Annotated in this window: 10 protein-coding genes; 5 read left to right on the top strand and 5 right to left on the bottom strand. The window is 65.1% G+C overall.

The window, feature by feature from the left end; all coding sequences use genetic code 11:
- The first annotated feature begins 6 nt into the window (after positions 1-6).
- The 4 genes from truB to DRW48_RS02400 all read left to right on the top strand — a co-directional run bounded on the left by truB (position 7) and on the right by DRW48_RS02400 (position 9,193).
- On the top strand, positions 7-915 hold the full coding sequence (gene truB, locus DRW48_RS02415; protein WP_114075012.1) for a tRNA pseudouridine(55) synthase TruB: 909 nt from the start codon (positions 7-9) through the stop codon (positions 913-915).
- Between the two features lie 99 nt (positions 916-1,014).
- A complete protein-coding gene (gene wecB, locus DRW48_RS02410) occupies positions 1,015-2,148 on the top strand; it encodes a non-hydrolyzing UDP-N-acetylglucosamine 2-epimerase (protein WP_199286142.1) in 1,134 nt (377 codons plus the stop codon).
- On the top strand, positions 2,145-3,425 hold the full coding sequence (gene wecC / locus DRW48_RS02405; RefSeq protein WP_114075011.1) for a UDP-N-acetyl-D-mannosamine dehydrogenase: 1,281 nt from the start codon (positions 2,145-2,147) through the stop codon (positions 3,423-3,425). Before wecB ends, wecC begins: the two co-directional genes overlap by 4 nt.
- Entirely contained in the window at positions 3,422-9,193 is a 5,772-nt protein-coding gene (locus DRW48_RS02400) for an FkbM family methyltransferase (RefSeq protein ID WP_162784660.1), read from the top strand. The genes wecC and DRW48_RS02400 overlap by 4 nt, the downstream gene beginning before the upstream one ends.
- An 11-nt stretch (positions 9,194-9,204) precedes the next feature.
- Here DRW48_RS02400 and DRW48_RS02395 read toward each other — a convergent pair whose 3' ends face one another.
- The 3 genes from DRW48_RS02395 to DRW48_RS02385 form a co-directional block, all read right to left on the bottom strand.
- Positions 9,205-10,026, bottom strand: a complete 822-nt coding sequence (locus DRW48_RS02395; protein ID WP_114075009.1) for a C40 family peptidase — start codon at positions 10,024-10,026, stop codon at positions 9,205-9,207.
- Positions 10,023-11,462 (bottom strand): leucyl aminopeptidase family protein, encoded by a 1,440-nt coding sequence (locus tag DRW48_RS02390; protein WP_114075008.1) that lies wholly within the window; start codon positions 11,460-11,462, stop codon positions 10,023-10,025. The genes DRW48_RS02395 and DRW48_RS02390 overlap by 4 nt, the downstream gene beginning before the upstream one ends.
- 91 nt (positions 11,463-11,553) lie before the next feature.
- Complete coding sequence (locus DRW48_RS02385; protein WP_162784659.1) at positions 11,554-12,030, bottom strand: hypothetical protein; 477 nt, start codon at positions 12,028-12,030, stop codon at positions 11,554-11,556.
- A 100-nt stretch (positions 12,031-12,130) separates the two neighbouring features.
- Between DRW48_RS02385 and DRW48_RS02380 the strand changes: the two genes are divergently transcribed.
- Positions 12,131-12,772: a carbonic anhydrase gene (locus DRW48_RS02380; RefSeq protein ID WP_114075006.1), complete on the top strand. Its 642-nt coding sequence runs from the start codon at positions 12,131-12,133 to the stop codon at positions 12,770-12,772.
- Between the two features lie 22 nt (positions 12,773-12,794).
- Here the strand turns inward: DRW48_RS02380 and DRW48_RS02375 are convergent, their stop codons facing one another.
- Positions 12,795-13,736: a calcium-binding protein gene (locus tag DRW48_RS02375; protein WP_114075005.1), complete on the bottom strand. Its 942-nt coding sequence runs from the start codon at positions 13,734-13,736 to the stop codon at positions 12,795-12,797.
- A 243-nt stretch (positions 13,737-13,979) separates the two neighbouring features.
- Positions 13,980-15,002 carry an aspartate-semialdehyde dehydrogenase gene (locus DRW48_RS02370; protein WP_114075004.1) on the bottom strand — a complete coding sequence of 341 codons (1,023 nt, stop codon included), beginning with the start codon at positions 15,000-15,002 and terminating at the stop codon, positions 13,980-13,982.
- Positions 15,003-15,042 lie beyond the last annotated feature (40 nt).

Raw genomic sequence — 15,042 nt, 5'->3', positions numbered from 1 at the left:
ACAATCATGGCACGCAAGAAGGGCCGCGACATTCATGGCTGGCTGGTGGTCGACAAACCCGCCGGCATGACCTCGACCTCCGTGGTCGGCCGCGTGCGCTGGTTGCTGGACGCGAAAAAGGCCGGCCATGCCGGCACGCTGGACCCGGATGCGACCGGCATCCTCGCGGTCGCCCTGGGCGAGGCGACCAAGACCGTCCCGTTTGTCGAGGCGGCGCTGAAGGCCTATGATTTCCGCGTCGCCTGGGGGGCGGAGACGGATACCGACGATGCCTCGGGCACGGTGCTGCAGACCAGCGATTTGCGACCGACGGCGTCCGAGATCGAGGCCGCCCTGCCGGCATTTCGCGGCGACATCATGCAAGTGCCGCCGGCTTTTTCCGCAGTCAAGGTCGCGGGCGAACGGGCCTATGATCTCGCGCGCGAGGGGTTGCGGCCCGACCTCGGCGCGCGGCCGCTGCACGTAGCGCAACTCGACTTGGCGGACACGGATACCGACGGCGCGTTGCTACACATGGTCTGCGGCAAGGGCGGCTATGTCCGCGCCATCGCCCGCGATCTGGGCCGCGCGCTGGGCTGCCTTGGCCATACCGCCTGGCTGCGCCGCGTCTGGTCCGGACCGTTCACCTTGGACCAAGCCGTGACCCCAGCCGAACTCGACGGCGGCGACCCCACCATCCTCGCCGCCCGCATCCTGCCCCTGCAAGCCGCGCTGGGCGATCTGCCCCTTCTTCAGGCGACCGAAACCGGCGCTCTGAGGATCGCAAATGGCAACCCCGGCCAGGTCCTGGGAACTGCCGCCTGGGGCGATCTGGTGCTCGTGGCACGGGGCGGCCGGCCGCTCTGCATCGGCCGATATCAGGGCGGCGAAGTCCAGCCGGAGCGGGTGTTCGTTCTGGGCGACGGGGCGGGGTAAGGCGGCCGGCGGCGGAGAGGCGCAGGCCGTGATTTGCCCGGCTGGCCATGCCTTCTGTCACCATATATAGACCCGGCGAGATTGAACCGGGATATTACGATGAAAGTCCTTTCCGTCTTCGGAACCCGGCCAGAGGCGATCAAGATGGCGCCGCTGGTCCTGGGCTTGGCCCGCGATCCGCGCTTTGAGAGCCGCGTCTGTGTCACTGCCCAGCACCGCGAGATGCTCGATCAGGTGACCGCCCTTTTCGGGATCGTCCCCGATCACGATCTGAACGTCATGCGTAGCGGGCAGGACCTGAACGGCGTGACCGCCGCCATCCTGATGGGCCTCAAGCCGGTGATCGAGGCCGAGGCGCCAGACATCGTTCTGGTTCATGGCGACACGGCGACCACCCTCGCAAGCACCCTCGCCGCCTATTACGGGCGCGTCCCGGTGGGTCATGTCGAGGCCGGCCTGCGGACCGGAAATATCTATTCACCTTGGCCCGAGGAGGGTAATCGCAAGATCGTCGGCGCTATGGGAACGCTGCACTTCGCCCCTTCGGCCAAGTCGCGCGACTGCCTGCTGGCCGAGGGAGTGGCCGCGGACCGCATCACTGTCACCGGCAACACCGTGATCGATGCGTTGCTGGAGGTCGTGGCGCGCATTGATGCCGACCCGACCCTCACGGCCGAACTGGCGGCGCAGTTCGACTTTCTGCCCCAGGGCAGCCCGGTGCTGCTGGTGACCGGCCACCGCCGGGAAAGCTTTGGTGGCGGTTTTGAATCGATCTGCCAGGCGCTGGCCGACCTCGCAGCGCGCTTTCCCACGCTGCAAATCGTCTATCCGATGCATCTTAACCCGAATGTGCGCGAGCCCGTGCAGCGCATCCTCAGTGGGCTGGGCAATGTCCACCTGATCGAGCCGCTGGATTATCTGCCCTTCGTCTGGCTGATGCGCCGGGCGCATATCATTCTGACCGACTCTGGCGGCATCCAGGAAGAGGCCCCCTCTCTGGGCAAGCCCGTGCTGGTGATGCGCGACAGGACCGAACGCCCCGAGGCAATCGATGCCGGCACGGTCGAGCTCGTCGGCACGGATCGCGGTGCGATCGTGGGCGCAGTCTCGCGGTTGATGACCGATCAGGCCGCTTACGATGCCATGAGCTTCGCCCATAACCCCTACGGCGACGGCAAGGCCGTCGACCGCATCCTGACCGCCCTCCTCGATTTCAAAGGCCTCTTAGCATGAGCGACAGCACCTCTTTCGGCACCGTCTGCATGGTCGGGCTGGGCTATATCGGGTTGCCGACGGCGGTCGTCTTTGCCCGGCGCGGGGTGCGCATGATCGGCTTTGACGTCAATGCCGCGGCGGTCGACAAGATCAATGCCGGGCAGACCCATATCGTCGAGCCGGGACTGGAGGAGGCGCTGCAGGAGGTCGTCGCTTCGGGTCATTTGCGCGCGACGACCACCCCTGAGGCGGCCGACGCATTCCTCATCGCCGTGCCAACCCCGTTCCGCGAGGGTGAGAGCGCACATGACCCCGATCTGCGCTATATCGAAAGCGCCGCGCGGGCCATTGCGCCGGTCCTGAAAGCGGGGGATCTGGTGATCCTCGAATCGACCAGCCCAGTCGGCGCGACCGAGCAGATGGCGGACTGGCTGGCGGCCGAGCGGCCCGACCTGACCTTTCCCGCCACCCATGGCGAGCAGTCGGACATCCGCATCGCCCATTGCCCGGAACGCATCCTGCCCGGCCGCGCGCTGGAGGAGTTGGTCAGCAACGACCGGATCATCGGCGGCATGACCGCGGCTTGCGCTACCCGGGCGCGCGCGCTCTACGAGCTGGCCGTCGAGGGTGAGTGCATCGAGACCGACTGCCGCACGGCAGAACTCGCCAAGCTGACCGAGAACAGCTTTCGCGATGTCAACATTGCCTTTGCCAACGAATTGTCGCTGATCTGCGACCGCCTCGGCATCGACGTCTGGGAACTTATCCGCCTCGCGAACCGTCATCCACGCGTCAACATCCTCCAACCCGGCCCGGGTGTCGGGGGACATTGCATCGCGGTCGACCCGTGGTTCATCGTAAGCCAGGTCCCTGCCGAGGCACGCCTGATCCGCACCGCGCGCGAGGTCAATGACAGCAAGCCCGGCTGGGTCATCGCGCGCGTCCACGCCGCGATCGCCGACTGGACCGACGCCAACCCCGGCCGCCAGCCGCAGGTCGCCTGCTTCGGCCTGGCTTTCAAGGCCGATATCGACGATCTGCGCGAAAGCCCCGCCCTCGCCATCGCCCGCACGCTGTCGGCCCAGCTCCCCGGCCTGATGGTGGTTGAACCCCACACGGACGCGCTGCCCGAGGGCCTGCAAGCCGCACGCCTGGCTGACACGGAAAGCGCCTTGGCCAAGGCTGACATCGCCGTCCTGCTGGTCGATCACAGCCAGTTCAAGTCCGCGGCGCCAAAGCTGCGTCCGGGAACCCGTGTCATCGACACCCGCGGTGCATGGACCAAAGCCGCATGAACGAAGGCCGCCAGACCCGAGTGCTGATCATCGGAAGTTGCGCCAGCCGCGACATCTTTGCGCTCAGCCCGAGTCCGGATTTCGTGATTAGCGACTATTATGCCCGCAGCAGTTTTGCGGTGCTTAACGCGCATCCGCTAGTGGACCATGCGCTCCTGGCCCGCATCGACAGCCCGTTTCAGCGCCGCATGGTATTGCGGGACATGGACAAGAGCCTGCTCGCCGCCTTGCGGGATGACGATTTCGATCTGATCTTACTGGATTTCATCGACGAGCGATTTGATATCTTGTTACGGGCGAGCGGTGACGCGGTCACAGTTTCCCCCGAATTCTTATCTGGGGCTGATTCCGCTGCTGGTTCTATGGCGGGTCGTCGCTTGGTGAATAGCGATCCAGAGCGTTACGATCGGTGGCGAGAAGGCCTGATCCACTTTGCTACCCTGATCAAGGCGCGAGGCTGGCAGGAACGGCTGGTGGTGAATCGCGTATTCTGGGCGCTGACAGATCAATCGGGCGCTCCAATCGACGAATATCCCGCGGCCGTGGCGAAACGTCAGAATCTTTTACTTGCAAAAATGTATGACGCCCTGGCTGAGGCGCTGCCGCAAACACGATGGTTGACATATCAAACAGACTCTCTGTTGGCCGATCATGGGCACAAATGGGGCCTCGAACCGTTTCACTATCAGCAAAGCATTTACGATACCGCGATTTCCCAGCTACGAGAGATCATTCAGGCGGGCGAGATCGCTGGTCAGAATGATCCTTCCTCCCGGCACCGCCCTTCGGCCGCCCTTCACATGCCAGCTGCGCCGGGAGATACCATTCAGCCGGGGGCTCAACCCATCGCCCTCAAGTCGCAAGGCTTGAAACAGACCCATACGGAAGATTTGATGGCCGAATCGCGCAGCCCTGTTGACGAAGTAAAGGCGCATCAGCCAACGCGCGCCGAGCCGGTCGTCACCTCTGACGAGGCCACGCCTGCCGCCCCCGACGGTCCGTTCGAGGTCATCGAAGGGGACCGCAGTTATCGGATGGTCCTGCCGGATTCTGCCACGGACTACATCCAGAAGGGCATTGCCCAGACGCGCGAACCTTACGAGCGCGAAATGCTGCGCGACATGGCGTCGCGCCTATCGCCAGGCGATCTGGTCCTCGATATCGGCGCGAATATCGGTAATCACGCGATGTATCTGGCCGTCGTCGCAGATTGCCGCGTCATTGCCTTCGAGCCCAACCCCCACCTTGTTGAGGCGATCGAACAGTCCATCGCCGAAAATGATCTCGGCGAGCGGCTGTCGATCCGCAAATTCGGGGTCGGCGCCAGCGCTGGTCGGGCAAAGTTCGGCGTCGAGCGTCCAGAAAATCTGGGTGGCCAACACCTCGAGTTGGGCGCGGGTGAAATTGACGTTGTGACGCTTGACTCGCAGTCGTTTCCGGGACCAGTCCGCGCCATCAAGATCGACGTGGAGGGAATGGAAAGCGCGGTTCTCGCCGGAGCCGAGGATCTAATCAAGCGCGACCAGCCGATACTGTATGTCGAGTGTGAAAACGAGGCCAGCTTTCGTGCCGTCCTGCGTCTGCTGCACCCTTTGGGCTATAAGTACTGGGATACGTTCAACGCGACGCCGACCCATCTTTTCCTCCCGTCGGCGTTGGCAGACCAGAAAGACCGGTTGGAACAAGCGGGCTTGCGCCTCGCGGTTGAATCGTATCGCAGCGGATTGGAACTTGCGCGCCTCAAAAAGGCCCTGAGCGAAGCGAACACCAAATACCGCAACGTGAGTGAACAGTTGCAGGCCGCGCGCAAGGACACGGCGGCGATTCGCAGCGCGGTCGAGAGCAAGACGGCCGCGCTGTCAGGCGCACTCGCCGATATCAAATCGCTGACTGCGGACTACGACCGCATCCAGGCCGACTTGCGTGACGCCAAGGCCAAAGCCCAGATCCATGCGATGGATATGGCTGCCGCCAAAACCCGGCGCGAGGCTGATCAGCGGGAGATCGCCGAACTCCAGAGCCAGCTGGTTGGTGTCCGCAGCGAGAGCCAAAAACGGCAGATTGAGGCCGAGACCGCGCGCCAGAAACTTGACGCCGCAAATACCAAGTACCGCGAACTGACAGGTCGTTACGACCAGACCGTCCCGCAACTGCGGGCGGCGCTGACCATGACCGAGCGGCGGCTGCGTGAAGCTCAGGGGCAGAACTCGCTGCTGCGCGGTCGACTGGTCAGCATGGCCAACAGCCGCACCTATCGCGCCGGCGAGGTGCTGCGCGATGGCGCCGCCTCGGTGCGCGGCTTTGCCGCCATTCCGGTGCGGATGGCGCGGGTGTTCCGCACCCATCTCGACTCGCCGCCGCCGGGTCTTTTGCCCCCGCCCGTCGAAGCGGCACCTCCGGCGAGGCCCGGGCCGGTCGCCGCGCCCACGTCGGGGCCCCCACCCGGGGAGGCGCCGCAGGCCGCATCCTCGACCGAGGTGCAGGCCAAGGCCGCCGCCGCACCCGCCATCACGGCGCCGATCTTTCGTGATGGTTACGCCCCGCCGGAGCCCCTCGCCGCGCGCGAGGGCGCGGCGAGAGTTGCCGACATTCTGCTTGCTCCGCGCAAGGACCTGCGTGTCGCCGCAATCATGGACGATTTCACCTACACCTGCTTTGCGCCCGAGGCCGATCTGCTCGGCCTGACCGCCGGCAACTGGCAGTCCGAGATCGAGGGCTTCAAGCCGGACCTTCTGTTCGTTGAATCTGCTTGGCGCGGCAAGAACGACAGCTGGGACCGCAAGATTGGCCACCGCAGCCAGGAACTGCATGACCTGGTGGGATGGTGCCGCAAGAATGGCGTGCCGACGGTCTTCTGGAACAAGGAAGATCCGGTCCACTACACCTCTTTTCTGAGCACCGCCAAGCTGTTCGACCACGTCTTTACGACCGATATCGACTGCATCCACCTCTACCGGCAGGCGCTGCGCCACGACCGGGTCTGGCTGCTGCCCTTCGCCTGCCAGCCGCGCGTGCACAATCCGATCGAACTGTTCGCCCGCCGCGATGCGATCAACTTCGCCGGCGCGTATTATACCCGCTACCCCGAGCGGACCCGCGATCTGGAAAACTTCACCGCCGGCCTGCCGCTGCTGCGACCGCTCGACATCTTTGACCGCAACTGGGGCAGGGACGACCCGAACTACGCCTTTCCGGAGTCCTTCAGGACGTTCATCGTCGGCACGCTGCCGGCGAGCCGGATCGACGTCGCTTACAAGGGCTATCGCTACGCGATCAACCTGAATTCGGTGAAGCAATCGCAGAGCATGTTTGCCCGGCGCGTCTATGAACTGCTCGCCTCGGGTACCGTGACGATCAGCAATTTCTCGCGCGGGCTGCGCATGATGTTCGGGGATCTGGTGATCTCGTCGGACGATCACGGCGAGGTTACGCGCCGATTTGAAAAGGTCGCGGACCAGCCCGGCCATGCCGACCGGCTGCGCCTTGCAGGTTTGCGCAAGATCATGTCGCAGCATACCTCGGCCGACCGGTTGGCCTATGTCGTCTCAAAGGCGCTGCCGGATCGCGCGCCGCAGGCGGACCTGCCAGCCGTGACGGTCATCGCCCACGCGCCGGACGAGGAATCTGCACGCCACCTGCTCGCCGCGTTCACCGCCCAGACCCACCGCGACGCCAGGCTGCTGCTGATTGCCCCGGAAGGGTTCAGGGCGGCGGACCACGATCCGCGCGTGCGCCTGCTATCCGAGGGGGAAGCCCCGCCCGACCTGACTGAAGAACTGGCGGCTGGCTGGCTGGCTTGCTTCAGCGCCAAGGACTATTACGGGCCGAACTACCTGCGCGATCTGGTGCTCGCGACTCGCTACAGCGGGGCGGATGTGATCGGCAAGGCTGCCTACCCCACGGGGGATGGCACGTTGATGGACCCGGCCGCGGCCTATATCCCGGTCGCGGGCATTTCCCGCCGGCGGGGGATCATCCGTGGCGCATTGCTGAACGAACAGGACCGCGCGGGGCTGCTTGACGGAATCGATACCGGTGACTGGCGAGCCGATCGCGTCCTGTCGGTCGATCCGTTCAACTACTGCCATGAGGTCGCGGACCGCACCACCATCGCCAGCGTGGTCGACGACCTGCGCGGCATCGACCCCGGCCTGCCCCTGCCCGAGATCCTCTCGAGGGCCGAGTCCATCAAGCCGGCAGACATGCCGGCGACGGCACGCCGTCTCGACAACCGTGATTTGGCCCGGCTGTTCCGCGGCCAAAGCGCACCGGGTGTTCAGATCGTCGTCTCACCGATCTCGTTCGAGGTCGCCTCCGAATTGGCCGACGGCAAGCATGCCTACATCTACAGCACGACATCGCTCCGCCCGTCCGAGGTTCTCGAGAATGGAGTGTTGCGTTGTCATGTCGACGTGAGCCCGGGCCTCTCGATTTCGTTCGTAATGATTTGGCTCGACGCCAAGGGCAGCCGCCTTGGCCACGCGATGATCCATCCGCTGCGCAACGAGACCGCCGAGCCCCCCGCCGGCACCGCCTCGGTTCGACTCGGCCTGCGCGTCCTCGGCAGCGGTATGTGCGAGATCAAGTCGCTCGACCTGACCCATCGGCAGTTGACGCCGAGCACCCTGTTGGACCGGGGGCGGGTGTTGATCGTCACAAACCAATACCCGGCCTATTCGGACCTCTATCGTAACGCCTTCCTGCACAGTCGGGTGCGCCGCTATGCCGCCCTCGGGCTCCGCCCCTCCGTATTGCGCTTCCGAGAGAGCGTCGCGCCGACCTTCACCGAGTTCGAAAACACCGACGTGATGACGGCTGACCGTGTGACGCTCGACAAGATGCTCGCCGAGGGCGGTTATGACACCGTGGCAGTTCATTTCCTGACGCCGGAAGTGTGGGACATCCTGCGACCGCATCTAGATCGGGTGAGGGTGGTCGTCTGGTGCCACGGCGTAGACATTCAGCCTTGGACGCGGCGCGCATTCCTTTACACCACGCCAGCAGAGCGTGAGGCGGCACAGCGCGCCAGTGATGCGCGTATGGCCTTCTGGCACGGCGTTCTGAGGCCGCAACATCCGAACCTGAAGCTGGTGTTCGTCTCGCAGCAGCTTGCGGATACGGCGGCTGAGGATCTGGGGATCAGCTTTGTGCCTGGCCAAATCGAGGTCATTCACAATCCGATCGACACCGGGATATTTGCCTACCAGCCCAAAAAAACCGAAGACAGGCTAAAAGTACTGCTGCTTCGGCCGTTTGCATCCAGCGTATACGCCAATGATCTGGCGGTCGCCGCGATTCGGATCCTGTCAGCCAAGCCTTGGTTCGACCAGATGCACTTCCGCATCGCAGGTGACGGCCCGCTGTTGGAGGAGACGGTGGCCCCGCTGCGCGGCATGGATAATGTCGAAATCCAGAAAGGCTTTCTGTCGCATACCGAGATCGCGGGCCTTCACCGTGAGGCCGGCATATTTCTGGTCCCCACGCGCACCGATACTCATGGCGTGTCGCGCGACGAGGCGATGGCGTCAGGCCTGGTGCCGGTCACTACCGCTGTCGCCGCAGTTCCAGAGTTCGTGGACGAAACCTGCGGAATTCTCGTCCCGCCTGATGATGCTCAGGCGCTCGCCGACGCTATTGAGCGCTTGTATCACGAACCGGATTTGTTCCTCCGCCTGTCGGAGGCCGCGGCCCGGCGAGTGCGGGCGCAATCTGACGCCGATCTGATGATCGAGCGCGAAATCTCTGTCCTTACCAGCGTGGGCACCTGAAAACGTGCCCCTCAGGGACGGCGCACGCCCAGGAACGCGCCGTCCCCTGCGCTTTCGATCCGGGTCAGCGCTGCGGTGATGCCTTCGTAGGCGACCGACATCGTGTGGCCGTTGGCATGGATCATCCGGTCAGGTCCCGTTGCCATGGCCACATGACCGCGCCAGAACAACAGATCGCCGCGCTGAATTTCGGCCAGCGGCACCTCGTGGCTCATGGCGGCGAATTGTTGGTCGCTGTCGCCGGGGCAGTTGCGTCCGCAAGCGCGCAGCGCAGTCTGCGCCAACCCCGAGCAATCGATGCCCGAGCGGCTGTTGCCGCCCCACAGATATGGCGTGCCGAGCAGCAGTTCCGCGACCTCAACCGGATCGCCGGCCGGTTGGTCCGACAGATGCACCAACGGGACGAACCCGCCGCCGGAGAGGCAGGCGAAGCGCCCCTCGGTCCCGGTCACGGCCAGACGCGCGCCAAGTGACAGCGACATTACCTCGCCATTCTTGATGTCGGGGTGGTGGTAAACATGCGTTGCGGGAACGGCCACGCGATGGGTTGCGGGCGGCAAGCCCTCGGCCAGTGTGCCCGAGTTCAGCCAGCCGCAATAGCCATCGTCCCGCGCCTCGACAAAGGTCCAGGCGCCCTCGGTATCAACTGCGGTCACGGGCGCGCCGAACAGCAGTTGCCGCTCGCGCGGGCCGTCGGGCGCGGCGCAAAGGTCGACAACGGGCGCTATGACCGTGGCCGGGCGCCCGGCTGTGTAGGCGGGGCGGTCCACCGCTCCGCGCAGGCGCTCCAGCGCAATTCGGTCGGTTGCGGGGGTGGTGCGCCGGTCGCTCATCCGCGCGATCCCGCAAGCAGCTCTGGCAATGCGGTCAGGATCGCCCGGGCGCCCTGCTGGACGCCCCCCTTCGGGCGGCCGGGGGCCGAGGCTGGCTGCCAGCCATAGATGTCGAAATGGGCGTAGCGGGCGGCACCCTCGGTAAAGCGGCGCAGGAACAGCGCGGCGGTGATCGCGCCGGCAAAGCCGCCCGAAGGGGCGTTGTCCAGATCGGCGATGCCGGGCTCGATCATGGCCTCGTAAGGCTCCCAGAAGGGCATGCGCCAGATCGGGTCGGCGGCGGCGCGTCCCGCGGCGAGCAGCACCGCCGCTGCATCGTCATCGTCACAGAACATCGGCGGCAGGTCGGGCCCCAGCGCCACCCGTGCCGCGCCGGTCAGCGTTGCCATCGAGATCAGCCAGTCCGGCGCCTCCTCTGCCGCGAGCGCGAGGGCATCGGCCAGCACAAGCCGCCCCTCGGCGTCGGTATTGTTCACCTCGACGGTCAGGCCCTTGCGACTGGTCAGGATATCGCCGGGCCGCATCGCATCGCCGGCAATGGCGTTCTCGACCGCAGGGATCAGCACGCGCAGTTGGATGTCCTTGGTCAGGCCCAGATCGGCCAGCATCTGCGCCAGACCGAGGACGGCCGCCGCGCCGCCCATGTCTTTTTTCATCAGGCCCATGGCCGAAGGCGGCTTGATATCAAGGCCGCCGGTGTCAAAGCAGACGCCCTTGCCAACCAGCGTCACGCGCGGGCCTGAGCCGGGAAAGCGCAGGTCGATCAGGCGCGGCGCCCGGTCGCTGGCAGCGGCGCGGCCCACGGCGTGGATCATGGGCAGGTTGGCGGCCAGCAGATCGCCGCCCGTGGTCACCTCGACCGTCGCGCCACAGCGCTCGGCCAGCGTGCGGGCGGCGGCCTCCAACTCCGCCGGGCCCAGGTCCGAAGCCGGAGTGTTGATCAGGTCGCGGCTCAGCGCCTCACCGGCGGCGAGCGCTTCGATCCGGGCGCGATCCACCCCCTCCGGACAGATGGGGGCGGCGCGCGCCGGGCCTTCGGCGGGTTTTGTGTAGCGGTCGAATCGGTAGAGTCCGAGCAACCAGCCAAGGCTGGCGATGCCCTGATCGACGCCCGTCGGGATCGCGGCCAGCCGCCAGGTAGTTCCCAGCGGCAAAGTGTCAACGGCGCGGGCGAGGGGGAACCGCTCGCGCGGGGCTGCGTCGGTGCGCGGGCCGGGCGCGCCCCAGCCAAACAGGGCCCCGGCCAAGCCTCCCTCGACCCCGCCGGGCAGAAGGCAGGTCTGGCCAGCCTTGCCCGTAAAACCGCAGGCCTCGGCATGGGTGCGCGCGCCGGCGGGCAGGTCCGCCGGCCATTCCCCCGGCGCGACCACCCACAGCGGCAGCCCGGTGGAGGACGGGTCAGCAAAGCGAAGGCGGTCGGGGTCGGAACGGTGCATGTGTAGCCTCGGGCGTATGGATCGCCGCGCAGCCTAGCCGCGAGGGGGCGGACCGCAAGGGCCGCTCTCTTCCGCCCGTTCACGGGCACGCTTAGCCGAAGGTAGCCTCGTCCCATGCCGGGCCGAGCGAGCGCCGCCCAACGCGTTGCAGGCGCGCCCCGACTGCGCCCAGGGCCGTGTGGTCGCTGCGCTCGGCGCAGAGCGCCAGATCAATGGAGACCCCCGACAAGGTGGTCAGCCCGAACTCCCACGCCGTGCGCGACAGGCGGTCCGTTGCGGCGAGCAGATCGGCCAACAGGCGCGCGGGCGAGTCCTCGGGGTTGCCGTGATCCTCGGCGCAGGTCTTGCCGGCACTCGCCACTGCCGCGACTAGGGCCGCGACCTCGGCCAATTCTACCTGCATCCCGGCCAAGGCATCCTCGATCAGCCGCTCGGCCGTCTCGGGGCCCAGTTGCCTCATCACCTCGCTCAGCAGGGCGCCGTCGACATCGACCCTTTCGTCGACCGGCAAAAAGCTGACATTGCCCATAGGATCCTCGGATTGCGGCGTACCTGTCTCAGGCGTCATCCCATGGCATGCCCATCACGATCTGGCGAATGCCTTTTCCCTCGAATGATCGTCAAATCCGGCGTAATAACCGAGGGTTCATCATGATGCGAAGTTGTCCATGTCCATGATCCAACCCCTGCCGCCCTATCTCGTGCAACGCTTTCACGGCTGGCATGCCACCGGTTATCAGGCAAATCGCAGCTGGTACCGACGCCTGGCAGAGGACGGCCAGCGGCCGCGCGCGATGGTCATCTCGTGCTGCGACTCGCGCGTGCACGTGACCTCGATTTTTGGTGCGGATTCCGGCGAATTTTTCATACATCGCAACATCGCGAACCTGGTGCCGCCCTTCACCCCCGATGGTGAGCAGCACGGCACCTCGGCCGCAATCGAATATGCGGTGACCACGCTGCATGTCGCGCAGTTGATCGTCATGGGTCACACTAATTGCGGCGGGGTCGATGCCTGCCACGAAATGTGCTCGGGCCACGCACCGGACCTGGAGGCCTCGACCAGCTTCGTCGGCCGCTGGATGGACATCCTGCGACCGGGCTATGAGCGCGTGAAGGATCTGCCGGCCGAGCGCCAGATCCCGGCCTTGGAGGAGCAGGCAGTGGCGATCTCGCTGGAGAACCTAATGACCTTCCCCTTTGTGAGCGCCGCGGTCGAGAGCGACCAGATGACGCTGCACGGCCTGCTGCACGACATTGGCACGGGCGGTCTGCGTCAGTACGACGGCGAGCGCTTTACCGCAGTCTAGCGCCCGCCGCCGGTCGGTTTTTCTACAGGATGAAGTCGTTGGCGGCGTATTGGCTCGCTGTGTATGCGCCGTCGCGGATCTGGATCACGAGTTCGGGTTCGCTATCCGCGTCGGTCGAGGCCATGAGCACAGTGTCGCCGCGTGTGTTCTCGGTAAGGTAGGCCGTCCCAGTTGTCAGGGTCGAGCTGAACTGGAACGCTTGGTTACCGGCCACATAAGGGTTGGCGTCGATCGCCGAAAGGTCGATGACATCGCCTGCCGCCGCGCCGATTCCGTCGAATGCAAGGCCTCCATCGCCAGCCATAATGGCATCGTAATCATAGCGACCAGAATCTCCTGCGTAGAAGATGAAGCGGTCAGCGCCTGATCCACCTACCAACTGGTCCGCTCCGGCTCCGCCGACCAAGCGATCTGACCCCGTCCCGCCGCGAAGTGAATCGTTGCCCGTTGCGCCGCTGAGGTAGTCGTGGTCATTCAAGCCCATCAGGTAATCGTTGCCGTTCTGGCCATACAGGTAGTCATTCCCGTTGCCGCCCGCCAACTGGTCGTTACCGTCCATACCGGCAATGGCATCGCCGTAGGCACTCCCAACCACGCGGTCCGCGTAGTTAGATGCATATCCGGCAGAGACGGTCAGCTTGTATGTGCCACTCGCATTATCCCCATTCTCCGCGACGTTGACAAAATAATCGAGAGAAGAACCACCTGCGGGCGCTGTCCACACAATTTGCGCATCGTAATTGCTGCTCGATATGTCGTCATCATAAGCAAGCTGACGCCCGCTAAGGGTGGTCAGCGCCATATGAGGATCGACCAGCGTACCGTTGCCGCTTGAGGAACCTTGGGCAGTAATGGAATAAGTCAGCCCGGGAACCAAGGTCACCCGATAACTGTCGGTCTCGCCAACGGGCGAAATGCTACCGCCAATGCTGTAGCCCGTCGGAAGGCGTCCATAATAGCTCATATCGAGCTCCTCTGTTTATCTCGCGCCCCAGTCTGCCATGGTTGCGGCATCCGCTGGGGTCACTGTTCAGCGCGCGGGGCGTGATCGTCCCGGCATCCTGCAGACAACGTCTGCCTCCATGCGGTGTTCCGGTCTCGGCGGCAGGTGTCGCGCCAGTGGCAAAGAGCTGCCAAGAGGGGCCACAGACAGCAAAACGCCCGCGGCTCGCGCGGGCGTTTCCAGCATTTCAGGTGGTGAAGACCCTCAGCCCTTCTTCAGCATCTTGCTGCCAAGCAGTTCCGCAATTTGCACAGCGTTCAGGGCCGCGCCCTTGCGCAGGTTGTCGCTGACGACCCACAGGTTCAGACCGTTCTCCACCGTCGCGTCCTGGCGGATGCGGCTGACGAAGGTTGCGTAATCGCCGACGCATTCGACCGGGGTCGTGTAGCCGCCCGGCTCGCGCTTGTCGATCACCAGGATCCCCGGCGCCTCGCGCAGGATGTCGCGCGCCTCATCCTCGTCGAGGAAGTCCTCGAACTCGACGTTCACCGCCTCGGAGTGGCCGACGAACACCGGCACGCGCACGCAGGTCGCGGTGACCTTGATCTCCGAACCCATGATCTTCTTGGTCTCGGCCGACATCTTCCATTCCTCCTTGGTGTCGCCACCTTCGAGGAACACGTCGATCTGCGGGATCACGTTGAACGCGATCTGCTTGGGAAACTTGCGCGGCGGCACTTCCGAGGTCGGGTTGTAGACCGCCTTGGTCTGCTCCCACAGCTCGTCCATGCCGTCCTTGCCGGCGCCGCTGACAGATTGATAGGTGCTGACGACCACGCGCTTGACCCGTGCCCGGTCGTGCAGCGGCTTCAGCGCCACCACCATCTGCGCGGTCGAGCAGTTGGGGTTGGCGATGATGTTGCGCTTGGCATAGCCGGCGATGGCGTCGGCGTTCACCTCGGGCACGATCAGCGGCACGTCCGGGTCGTAGCGGTAGAGCGACGAGTTATCGATCACCACGCAGCCGGCCTTGGCCGCGATCGGGGCATATTGCTTCGTCGCCTCCGAGCCGATGGCGAAGAGCGCCATGTCCCAGCCGGTGAAATCGAAGCTGTCAATGTCCTTGACCTTCAAGGTTCGCTCGCCAAAGCTGACCTCGGTGCCCAGCGAACGGCGCGATGCGAGCACCGCGATCTCGTCCACCGGGAACTGGCGCTCGGCCAGGATGTTCAGCATTTCGCGGCCCACGTTGCCCGTGGCGCCGGCGACAACGACCTTGTAGCCCATCGGCATTGACCCTTTGCATCTGGCCCCCGGCGGTCCGGGG

The sequence above is a fragment of the Paracoccus suum genome, from assembly GCF_003324675.1.
GTDB lineage: Bacteria > Pseudomonadota > Alphaproteobacteria > Rhodobacterales > Rhodobacteraceae > Paracoccus > Paracoccus suum.
Note: the sequence above shows the minus strand (reverse complement) of the source record. Positions and strands in the feature narration are given on the sequence as shown.

Coding starts and splice junctions, on each gene's coding strand:
- DRW48_RS02380 (WP_114075006.1), top strand. CDS start 12,131: ATGTCCATGATCCAACCCCTGCCGCCCTATCTCGTGCAACGCTTTCAC.
- truB (WP_114075012.1), top strand. CDS start 7: ATGGCACGCAAGAAGGGCCGCGACATTCATGGCTGGCTGGTGGTCGAC.
- DRW48_RS02390 (WP_114075008.1), bottom strand. CDS start 11,462: ATGCACCGTTCCGACCCCGACCGCCTTCGCTTTGCTGACCCGTCCTCC.
- wecC (WP_114075011.1), top strand. CDS start 2,145: ATGAGCGACAGCACCTCTTTCGGCACCGTCTGCATGGTCGGGCTGGGC.
- DRW48_RS02375 (WP_114075005.1), bottom strand. CDS start 13,736: ATGAGCTATTATGGACGCCTTCCGACGGGCTACAGCATTGGCGGTAGC.
- DRW48_RS02370 (WP_114075004.1), bottom strand. CDS start 15,002: ATGGGCTACAAGGTCGTTGTCGCCGGCGCCACGGGCAACGTGGGCCGC.
- DRW48_RS02385 (WP_162784659.1), bottom strand. CDS start 12,030: ATGACGCCTGAGACAGGTACGCCGCAATCCGAGGATCCTATGGGCAAT.
- DRW48_RS02395 (WP_114075009.1), bottom strand. CDS start 10,026: ATGAGCGACCGGCGCACCACCCCCGCAACCGACCGAATTGCGCTGGAG.
- DRW48_RS02400 (WP_162784660.1), top strand. CDS start 3,422: ATGAACGAAGGCCGCCAGACCCGAGTGCTGATCATCGGAAGTTGCGCC.
- wecB (WP_199286142.1), top strand. CDS start 1,015: ATGAAAGTCCTTTCCGTCTTCGGAACCCGGCCAGAGGCGATCAAGATG.